The sequence below is a fragment of the Nostoc sp. 106C genome, assembly GCF_002154725.1.
In the GTDB taxonomy this organism is placed as follows: domain Bacteria; phylum Cyanobacteriota; class Cyanobacteriia; order Cyanobacteriales; family Nostocaceae; genus Aulosira.
This window is the reverse complement of the sequence record NZ_MTAW01000212.1, coordinates 1-10,664: the sequence shown is the minus strand read 5'-3', so window position 1 is coordinate 10,664 and position 10,664 is coordinate 1. Positions and strand designations below refer to the sequence as shown.

The window sequence follows — 10,664 nt, the reverse complement described above, 5'->3', positions numbered from 1 at the left end:
AGCGTAACGCTCACAACTTCCCTCTAGACTTGGCTGCTGGTGAAGTTGCTCCTGTTGCGTTAACTGCTCCTGCAATCAACGGCTAATACTCAAGTCTTAGCTAAATAAAAAACGCCCTCCAGAAATGGGGGGTGTTTTTTTATGTATGAATAAAGTATTTTGTTGCAGACTCATAAATAATTAGGCGTTACATATTACATATATTTTGCGATCGCTTCCATTCCAATGCTCTTTTTTCCATATCCTTGATAAATCCGTCTTTTCCATCCACATATCCATTTATATCGTCCGGGTACTGCTTCGCTAATTTACGCTTCAATTCACTGTATCTGTTTGCATCTTCAGGATGGGCAATCATGTAATCGCGAAACGCCAGGTGTCTTTGTAACCCAGAAAAGTTCTCGAACGTATGAACGTGATGTGTCCTTTTGCCTGTTGCATCATGCTTGCGATAGAAACGACGACCTGGTAAGCCAAACTCACCCATAGCTTCATAACCTAACGCTACCATCGCTGAATTTTGCTCATCTACCTTGGCAATGTCTTTTACCTCAACCAACATATCAATGATCGGCTTTGCGTAGATATGAGGAATTGCGGTACTGCCAATATGATGAATAGCAATTACATTTGTTCCTAACGCCTGCGCCACTAGCTTGGATTCATCCTCAAATTTGACACGCCATGTTGGGTCATGGGGTACTACTTCTACTTTCATAAGAACTCCCGATTCTAAAATTAAGATTAGAGTTACTAAACCTTGAGGACTTGTGGCGCTCTAAAAAACAAAATGTTTAACTCTGCTTTTTGGAGATATTTTCAATCTTTCCTAGCTTTCTTAAAGCATCTGATTGTTCGCCGTCGTGCTTCCCTGCTTCTCTTATTAATAGGAGTGTTTTTACCCCTACAAATCTTCGGGGAGTTAGCTGAGGAGGTCTGGGAAAACGAAGGCGGCTTTGCCTGGGATGTGCCTATCCTGATAGCAATTCACTCGACAGCGCGACCTCAAATAGATGTTTTCGCTTCCACACTAACCAAATTAGGGGTATTCTGGGGTGTGTTTCCCCTTGCTACTGCGATCGCACTTTTTCTGTTTATCAGACGTCGATGGCGCGAACTTGCTTACTTCGTCACCACCTTACTGGGAAGCATCCTCATTAACCGAACAGCGAAGACACTGTTGCATCGAGTTCGTCCCCACCTGTGGGAATCACCCGCCCCAGAATTTGACTATGGATTTCCTAGCGGTCATGCGATGTCGAGCATGACCCTGGTAGCAGCCTTAGTGATTCTAACTTGGGGTAGTCGCTGGGGAATTCTGGTTCTGATTACCGGCGGTCTGTTTGTGCTGGCAATTGGCTGGACGCGCCTATATCTAGGAGTTCACTATCCCAGCGATATTCTAGCGGGCTGGACGGCATCAGTTGCCTGGGCAACTGGAGTCAGCCTGCTCATCAAGCCGTATCGAACCAAGCAAGCCTCAGTGGAATAAAAATTTTTGTTAGTTGCTTTAGAACTCACCATCCCCAGCTACCAGGAATACCTTTAAAAGGCCCAACTATATCACTAGTGATCCAGCCACCGTAAAAGTTACCTGGTTGCGGTTGTACCTTTTCTTCATCAACATAGCAAGCATCCATAATATGAGCATAAAAAGCTACATAGTTTTTGATAGATGCAAAGGCTGGCGTGGGATTGGGGTAGAACCAACCGACATTCTGGACTTCTTTCTCACCAACACGAATACTGTAATAACCTGCGAGTCCTTTCCATTCACAGAAGCTAGATTGCGGTGTTAGGAAAAGATATTCCATTTTGATATCTGTAGGAGGGATATAGTATACAGGTGGGTGGCTAGTTTCTAGAACACGTTTGGCAGAGTGGGTATCTACAATCGTTACCCCGTTGAAAATAATCTGAATATGTTTGCTTGTATCCTCAAGGCGTGGAGGACGAGGATAATCCCAAACTGACTCTTGTCCGGCAGAGGGTTCGATACGTTGGGGATAAACCATAATTAAAATTCAGAAATTTAGTTGAGGGTAAATATTCTTATGCTAGGCGGCTGGCACTTAACAAATTTATTATAAATAAGCTGTTGTACATTTTTGATGCACAAAAGCACAAAATTATGGTGAATATAACCAGTTAAATTATTTTTTGATAGCTTAATAGTGTTCCAAAAAATAAATGATCCAAAACCTGTCATTGCGAGCGTAACATAGTGAAGCGAAGCAATCTCAAAGTCCTTGAGATTGCTACCCTAGCCTAGCCTGCGGCAACGGCTACGCCCAACGGGGAACGGGAAGCCGCTGACGCTCCTTCGTAGCCCTTCGGGCATGGCTACGCTTAGCGCAATGACAATTGGGCATTTTTTTAATTAGAGTACTCTAATTGGCTACAAACAAGCCTACACAAATATTGTCTAACGTACCTCTTTCAGGCTCTCAACTTGTTTGGTGAACAACTCAGTAAATAGACTAATTACTGATCGCTCTTCGCGAACTTTAATATTGGCACTGATTGACATACCCGACTGTAAGTTAACTTTTTTTCCCTTAATCATTAAGGATTGTTCATCTAAACTAACTCGTGCTGGAAAGCGATAAAACTGATGTGTTTGATCTGGGGGTAACGCATCAGAACCAATTTCGATAACTCGACCCTTGATATCACCAAACTCGCTGAAAGGAAAGGAATCAATTCTCACATCAACTTTCATGTCTTTGCGGACGAAACCAATATCTTTGTTAGTAATGAAAACTTCTGCAATGTATTTTTCATTAGGCACAATTTGCAAAAGTTTTTGAGTAGGATTAGCTACATACCCTGGGTTTTTTGCTTGTAAATCAAAAATAGTGCCGCCAACAGGAGCACGAAGTTCTTGATATTTAACATTCAACTGCGTTTGCGAAATTTTGCTAGTCACATCTGCTAAACGCTGTTCATTTTCTAGAATAACTTTCATGAATTGGCTATCGATATCAGCAATGCGCTGTTTGTTTTGAGAGATTTTTTCTAAAATGTCTTTATCTGAAGCTGCTACGGTATTAGTCAATTGTTGCTGACCTTTTTCAATATCGAACTGGAGGCGTTTTTCTTCCTCAGATAATTGCGCTATTTCTGCACTTAGATTTTGTACCTGTTGTTGCTGGTTGAGATACTGAAGCTGAGAAATACCACCTTCTTCTGCTAATATCTTGATTTTACCTAAAATCTTCTGTTGGATAGCTAAACTATTTTCAGTATCCTGCTTTTTAACCTGAGTTTGCGACAGTTGTTTTCGGGTTTTTTCAACTTCTAACCTTGCCGCTGACGAGCGGGAATCTACTTCTTTTCTGGCAACTTCCAGACGTTGTAGCTCATCAGAGCCTAATCCAGGTTCTGTACCATATTTTCTTAATTGAGTTCGCAACAATTCATTTTCTGAAACTAATCCCGCCCGACTTTTAAGGAGAAACGCTGTTTCTTGAGGTAATCTACCACGCAAAAATTCTAACTCAGATGTTGTTGCAAAACTAGCTCCCATCAAGCGGCGATAAATTTGGTTTTCTTGAAGTATTGCAGCGCGAATTTTATTTAAAGAATTTAATTCGGCGCGGGTAGCAATGGAATCAAAAGTCAGTAGTAAATCTCCAGATTTTACCTGTTGACCATCTTTGACATAAACTGCTTTCACTACTCCACTAATAGGAGCTTGAACTTCTTTTACAGTTCCCTCTGGCTTTAATTGGCCTGCTGCTGGTACTACTTGCTCAATTTTGGCAAAACAAGCCCAAGCAATCCCAAAACAGGCTAACCCCATCAGAGATATCATGATTGTGCGTGACCAAATTGGAGATTGGCGAAGTACAACAGATTGCTCAAAGTTAGTTTCTTGAAAATTAAATGCAGGCTGTTTAGGAGTTTTGGCGGCAGATGTGATTACTCGTGAATCTGTGGGTGCTTCGTTATTATGTCTCCCATTGCCATTCATGCCATTCAAATTATTTCCATTAAGTTGAGTCATAGTATTTTTAGATTTTGTATTATTAATTGTTTATTAGTTATGAATTATCAGTTATCAGTTATTGGATTGTGCCTTGATAACTGATAACTGACTCATTACAGGTTGACTTCTTGCTGCTGATAAAGGTAACAATAATGACCTTTTGCAGCCATTAACTCTTGATGGCTTCCTTGTTCTGTAATTCTGCCATTATCCATGACGATAATTGTATCCGCATGGCTAACTGTACTCAGGCGGTGAGTAATAAAAAATACTGTGCTTCCCTTGAAGTCTTGAGCTAAATTGAGGCAGACTTGTCGCTCTGTGGGGTAATCTAGAGCGCTAGTTGCTTCATCTAAAACTAATAACTTTGGTCGTTGTAAAACCGATCGCGCGATCGCAATTCTTTGTCTTTGTCCACCGGAAAGCGCTGCACCCCGTTCGCCTACACGTGTATTGTAACCATTAGGCAGGCTCATAATAAATTCGTGGGCGGCGGCGATGCGAGCCGCTTCGATAATTTCTTCGGTTGTCGCATCAGGATTAGTCAAGGCAATATTTTCCTGAACTGTACCGTCAAACAACAGCGGATCTTGCGGAACAACACCCATCTGTCGCCGCAATGAATAAAGTTCTACTTTGCCAATATCGTAACCATCAATTAAAATTCTGCCAGACTCGACCTCATAAAGTCTGAGCAATAGCTTCATCATCGTACTTTTACCAGATCCACTCTGCCCGACAATCCCAACAAATCTTCCAGCAGGAATTTCAACATTGACATTGGAAAGTTGCAGAGGCCCACTAGCTGCAAAACGGAAGGAAACATTTTCATATTTCACAGATCCCACAATTGCAGGTAAGGGGATATTTTGGCGATTGCTTTCTGCTTCTTCTGGTGTATCGACAATATCGCTTAACCGTTCTAAGGATAAGGCTGTTTCTTGGAAGCTTTGCCAGAGTTGAGCCAAACGCAATATCGGGCTAGTGACGTAACCGGAGATAATTCTAAAGGCGATTAATTCACCTAAGGTTAATTCTCCTTTGAGTACTAAATAAGCTCCTACCCACAACACCAGTAAACTACTGAGTTTATTGAGAAAGTTGCTGGTGGAATTAGCCAGAGTAGAAGTGACAACAGTTTTAAAACCGGCTGCTACATAACGAGCATAACGCTCTTGCCAGGAAAAGCGCGATCGCAATTCGATATTTTGCGCTTTCACTGTTTGAATCCCCGACATTACCTCAACTAAATAAGATTGAGTTTCGGAGTTCCGTTCGGCTTTGCTGCGTAATTGTCTACTAACAGTGGGAGATGCAATTAAAGTAATAATGATAAAAACGGGAATTGTTCCCAAACCTACTAGAGTGAGTTGCCAACTGTAAAACAGCATGACGATGATATAAACCACCGAAAATACTGCATCTAAACCCACTGTTAAAGCCGTACCAGTGAGAAACTGCCGGATATTTTCTAATTCGTTGATGCGAGTTGACAATTCACCTACTGGTCGGCGTTCAAAATAGCGTAGTGGTAAACGAAGTAAATGGTCAATAATTTGCGACCCCAAACTCATATCAATGCGGTTGGTAGTATCGACAAATAAGTAAGTCCGCAATGTGGTGAGCACTGCTTCAAATATGCCGACTACCAATAGCAGCACACCCAAAACATTCAGAGTACTAATACTATTTTGAACGATGACTTTATCAATAATTAGCTGAATAACCAGTGGGTTAGCCAACGCTGCCAATTGCACAAAAAAGGAAGCAATAAATACTTCTATCAATACACGACGGTGGCGTGACAAATAGGGAACAAACCACCGCAAACCAAAGCGCTCTTGGGGTGTTTCGTTAGTAGGAGATACCAGCAATACCCGCACTTGAGGCGGCATGGCTTCATCGACTTCTAATCGAGCTACCAGTTCAGCTGGTTTGCAGCGCACGATGCCTTGAGATGGTACACCCACAACTACAGTATTGGCATCGGCTGCATATAAAACAGCCAAACTATCACCATAGCGAATCAATGCTGGGGTAGGAATCCGCGTAATCGCGGTAGCAGGTATATCTACCAGATTGGCCTTGAGTCCGATTAACTCTGATAGATAGGCACAAAGCTGAAATGAGACAGTACCCTGCCGTTTCATTTGCTCTGTTAAGATGCGGCGCACTACTTCCCGGCGGAACGGAATTTGTAAATGCTTAGAGATCATTTGAAAACAGGCAAAAGCGGAATTTAGCTCCCCGCTACCACGAAAAAATGGATATTTTTGGTGTTTTTGTTTACCACTTGTTGCAGATGATGCTGATTGGGGAACTTCTTCCTCAGTAGCGTAGGGAATATCTAGTGCATCTGCAATGTGAGATCGAGTGTCGCTTACCTGAAGCTGTACTGGCTGATTATTCAGGAAGTATAAATCTGATGGATCTAAACCAATTAGTCGTACAGAATTTGGCCCTTGAACCTCGATCAGTTCGCCATCGCTCAATTCGACACGTGAACCTGGGGAGAAATTCTTGACTGTACCACTGCCACTTACAAACCAAATACTCTCATGACTTAGTTGGTTAAATGAGTTTCTTCCAGGAGGGAGGTAATGTACTTTCGCGTCTGGTAAAGCTTGTTCTGAAAGTTCTTTGAGATTAGCACTAGCTAAAGCTTGCTGTTCTAATTGCCAACCCAGGACATCAAATACTTCAATAATATGAGCGCGGTTTTTGCGGCTATTAGCAAAAGCTGGGTATGCAGAGAGTAGCCGGAGGTATTCAACCGCACTTAAAGTTAAACATACTATTTCTGTGGATGCGATCGCTGTTTCGCAGGCAACCTGACGCAAAAAACCGATTTCACCTAGGATTTCTCCTGGTTGTAGCAACTTTAAGGTTACTGGCATTTGCGTCTGAGGATCGTATCCTAAAAGGCGTACTTGTCCTTCATAAATTATTGTGACTCGTTCTGGAATTGCTTCTTTCCCAATAATTTTTTGACCTATGCGGTAGCGCCACGCTTGTAGTTGTTGCGAGAGGTTGGCTATTTCTTCATTAGGTAATTGGTCAAAACCTTCAACAGTGCGAAGAAATTCTTCAAAGGCGTTCTTAATATAAGTCATGCCCAATTCTGGTAATCAGTTTCAATATCTGTCTTGGTTATTGGTAATTGGCTACTAGGCCATAGGACTATTTCCCATGACATACTACACTACACATTATGCGGCTTAAAATTTACATTGATTGCGAAGTTTTACTTAAAAAAGTTACTATACTTGCCATTTTGGTGATTACTAAATTTGCCAATTCTACTCAGCCATTAGCCTAAGAGGATACCCAGCGCGACAGCAAGTTGATGTTTCTGGGCTAATTCGTTACATTTAAGTGTTTACTCTGATTATGTATACTGAATCCTGGCGTTAGCGTAGCTCGCCGCAGGCATTGCTTCTGCAAAGATTGCTTCTCTTCATAGAAACTTAATGGTGTGAGTGCCTAATTGCATAAATGAAGATCGTAGCCATTATGGAATTTGCCACTTTTATAACTTGTCTTAGACAAGATAGTGGACAAAGATTTAGAAAACTTTGTCAGTTAGTTAAGGTCAGATCATCGCACACTGGTTACGATTACCAATTTCTTTTAGAGATGGCATGAAAACTAACGCTCTTCCGTCACTTTGGGGAGAGAAAATAAATGTAGGTTGGGGAGCCACTCACGTGGGCGGGTTTCCCGACTTGAGTGAAGTGGCGTTTGAACGCAGTGAAACCCAACTAGATCAAGGTTTAAGGATGTTGGGTTTCGTTCCTCAACCCAACCTACGCCTAAATTTATAAAAGTTCGGCATAATAAGGGTTGTAGATTTTTATCTCACGAGAGTGATTAAAGAGCGCTAACCGCCGTCCTCAGCTATATTTTTGAGAATCAACTTCAGCACATTTAGAGTTATAGTATATAATTTTACACAAATTTGAACTTTACTACCTTTAGTATATAAAGTTGCAGTTTAGATTAAAAAATACATAGTGCTTTTCTCTGTTTCCAAAAAAGAAACTCCAGAATTTCTCTCAGTATTTCTGGAGTTTTCCGGAGTGGTTACAGATGCTTAATACGAATCAATTTTTACTTGATTAATGCTTAATGTCCTTAGGGTATATACCGAAATACAAATCGGGGGTTTGCTGATATTGCTACACAGTTGAAATTAAAAACAACTAAAGCGATCGCCAGCTCCAAAATCTCACCAAAAACTTATACCCCAAAATAAAACCTCGGCTGCGTGTGCCGAGGTAAAAGAAGAAAGCTCCGAAATACCCAAATGTCAGATTTTCTTCGAGTTGTCGTAGTTCAAATATTTATATTTGTTAGCTTTGTAAGCTTATATTAATAAATTTAACATATTCTTCATATAACGTCAACTATTTGAAGTTTTTATAAAGCAAAACCCCCAAGTCCCAAACCCAGGGGTTATATTTTTGGTCATCCTACCAAGCCACCTTAAATTCTATAGGGGCAGATTGCGGCTGGTATAGGCATCGATTGCATAAGCAGGAATGCGAACGCTATAGTCGATATCTTTGCCAGTTAGAGACTTTGCTAACTTTTCAAAAGAATTAGAGCGCCAGTTACGCTCGTGGATAGGCTTGGTTTGTTCTCCCAAAAAATACGCCAGAGTGCCTATAACTGAAGCAGCTACCCAACCGACAACCAATAAGGCAATTAAAATAGTCATCACCAACCTCTATTTAAGTTATGTAACTTTATGTAAATAAATATAAATATAACGTTATAAAACTTGCAAGATAAGATGATGGTATGTTAAACGATAAATAAGGTAGGGTATTCCGCACTCAACAGTATTGAGTAGTTATTTCTCCTTTCCTGGGGTTGGGGTAATGTGCATCAATTGCACTATAGAGTATCTGGGTCAATATTTAATTCTCGGAGTTTAGCGGCTAATCTTTGCGCTTTCTCTTCTGCGGCTTGTCGTGCAGCAACTTCCTCTTCATGCGTTAGAAGTTTTTGACCTGTGACTGATTCGTAAAAGCGCAGTTTCCCAGCATCTAGCCGTAACTCTAAACCCAAAACTTCACTAGTTAAGGAAACTGTACCATCTATTAGAGTATTGGTTGCCACTGGGAAATAATTGCCTTCGACTAAGCGTAAACCTTGGAGTTGGGGGGTGAGATAATCGCCTGTAGGGTCATATTGGAAATATTCACGCACTCCCAAAAACGCATAAATTCCTTTCTTAGCTCCTTGGTCTTTGCTGCGGGTGCTTTTGGAGGTAATCTCTAAAACAAAATCGGGAGTTTTATCTTGTTCTTCCCAGGTTTTATAAGAGCGGCGTTCCTTATTATCAACATCAAATACCACAAATACATCTGGAGCCACAACTGATTCTGGATTTCCTTCTTCGTAGTAGACAAATAAATTTCCAGAAACGTAAACATTAGGACGGTTTTGGAAATAAATTTCCAGGACATCTGTAGCATAAACCAAATACTTACGCTGTGAATCACCTTCAGCCATTGGCTTCCCGTCCTCTTCTGGGTATTCAATTGGCGTAACTGGAATATATTCTACTGAGGCTGTCATGGCTGGATACCTCAACTTAGCTGGGTTTAAATTTAATTTAGCACTTGAATTATTCAGTGAAGCTTTTACATGTAATTTTATTATTAGTTAGATGTAATAAACGAATAGACTTCATTATAATTTTCTACTCCAAGAGCTTGAAGACCTAATTGAATAGCATTACAAATAGTTTCATACTCTTCATCATCTTTCATAGAATTTATTGAAAAATTTTCTCCATCAATCAAAGGGTTTCCTTCTTCATTTAACAAAACCCAAATTTCATCATTTTCATCAAATGAATATATAGGTAACCCTTCTTTAAAAACAATTGATGAGCGATGTCCAATCCTAGAATCATAACGTGCTACCAGAACCGCAGAAATTTCTAATGATAATTGGCTAGCTAAGTACTCTATCTGCCGATCAAATATTAATTTAGGTCTATTCTGTTCAACTCGATAAATAACGAACAGAGTTTCATTAATTTTTACAACTTCTAAGGTTAGCTCTGAAGATATGGTTGCAAGTAAATTGTTAGCTCTAGCAAAATCAATTGCACATATAATAGCCTCAAAAACATTACTCATACATTTTCCTGATGTTTCGGAATTTTATAATAGTCTTCCATGAGTAAATTAGAAATAGCAGAAATCAGCATACTAAAAATTTCAGCTAACTAAGCAACATACGATCGCCATGACTAGGAGGCTGGGAAATTACCAGGAATTCTAGATCGCGATCGCTTTCATTTAGCATCTGATGAGGAATATTAGGGGTAACTTCTACACCTTGGTGCTGAGAAAGAATTTGGCGAGAACCATCAATTTCTAAGGTTGCTGTTCCAGATAGAATAAAGAAAAACTGCCGCGATAGCTGGTGATAATGTCTGACTTCCGTGGTTCCTGGTGGCATAATTTCCTGAATCACGCTTAGCCCTAGTTGTTTAACAAGATGCCAACCATGACAATTATTACCCCATAGATAATGCTCGGCAGTTTCTTTGTTAATCATTTTGATATCCAACTTCGACACTGTAATACCAATTCAAATCTTAGAGGGTGACAAGGCAACTCTAAGCTATGCAGGACAAAAATTTGAGAAGATA

9 protein-coding genes and 1 pseudogene are annotated in these 10,664 nt (G+C 40.5%); 2 read left to right on the top strand and 8 right to left on the bottom strand.

Features of this window, described 5'->3' with window-relative positions:
* Nucleotides 1-86, top strand: a pseudogene (locus BV375_RS31630) (photosystem II protein D1); the annotation flags it as partial.
* A 101-nt stretch (nucleotides 87-187) separates the two neighbouring features.
* Here BV375_RS31630 and BV375_RS31625 read toward each other — a convergent pair.
* Nucleotides 188-718, bottom strand: a complete 531-nt coding sequence (locus BV375_RS31625; RefSeq protein WP_086767913.1) for a GrpB family protein — start codon at nucleotides 716-718, stop codon at nucleotides 188-190.
* 72 nt (nucleotides 719-790) lie between these two features.
* Here BV375_RS31625 and BV375_RS31620 point away from each other — a divergent pair, with 72 nt between their 5' ends.
* On the top strand, nucleotides 791-1,492 hold the full coding sequence (locus tag BV375_RS31620; protein WP_086767911.1) for a phosphatase PAP2 family protein: 702 nt from the start codon (nucleotides 791-793) through the stop codon (nucleotides 1,490-1,492).
* A gap of 25 nt (nucleotides 1,493-1,517) precedes the next feature.
* On the opposite strand, the gene BV375_RS31615 is transcribed toward BV375_RS31620, so the two are convergent.
* From BV375_RS31615 to BV375_RS31580, 7 genes are all read right to left on the bottom strand, one after another.
* On the bottom strand, nucleotides 1,518-2,015 hold the full coding sequence (locus BV375_RS31615) for a DUF427 domain-containing protein (protein ID WP_086767909.1): 498 nt from the start codon (nucleotides 2,013-2,015) through the stop codon (nucleotides 1,518-1,520).
* 410 nt (nucleotides 2,016-2,425) lie between these two features.
* Nucleotides 2,426-4,009, bottom strand: a complete 1,584-nt coding sequence (locus BV375_RS31610) for an HlyD family efflux transporter periplasmic adaptor subunit (RefSeq protein ID WP_086767907.1) — start codon at nucleotides 4,007-4,009, stop codon at nucleotides 2,426-2,428.
* 95 nt (nucleotides 4,010-4,104) lie between these two features.
* Nucleotides 4,105-7,104: a peptidase domain-containing ABC transporter gene (locus BV375_RS31605; RefSeq protein ID WP_086767905.1), complete on the bottom strand. Its 3,000-nt coding sequence runs from the start codon at nucleotides 7,102-7,104 to the stop codon at nucleotides 4,105-4,107.
* 1,379 nt (nucleotides 7,105-8,483) lie between these two features.
* Entirely contained in the window at nucleotides 8,484-8,711 is a 228-nt protein-coding gene (locus tag BV375_RS31595) for a hypothetical protein (protein ID WP_208099218.1), read from the bottom strand.
* Between the two features lie 179 nt (nucleotides 8,712-8,890).
* Nucleotides 8,891-9,577, bottom strand: coding sequence for a Uma2 family endonuclease (locus BV375_RS31590; RefSeq protein ID WP_086767899.1), 687 nt, complete (start codon nucleotides 9,575-9,577; stop codon nucleotides 8,891-8,893).
* A gap of 83 nt (nucleotides 9,578-9,660) precedes the next feature.
* On the bottom strand, nucleotides 9,661-10,146 hold the full coding sequence (locus BV375_RS31585) for a hypothetical protein (protein WP_086767897.1): 486 nt from the start codon (nucleotides 10,144-10,146) through the stop codon (nucleotides 9,661-9,663).
* Between the two features lie 85 nt (nucleotides 10,147-10,231).
* Nucleotides 10,232-10,570: a cupin domain-containing protein gene (locus BV375_RS31580; protein ID WP_086767895.1), complete on the bottom strand. Its 339-nt coding sequence runs from the start codon at nucleotides 10,568-10,570 to the stop codon at nucleotides 10,232-10,234.
* Nucleotides 10,571-10,664 lie beyond the last annotated feature (94 nt).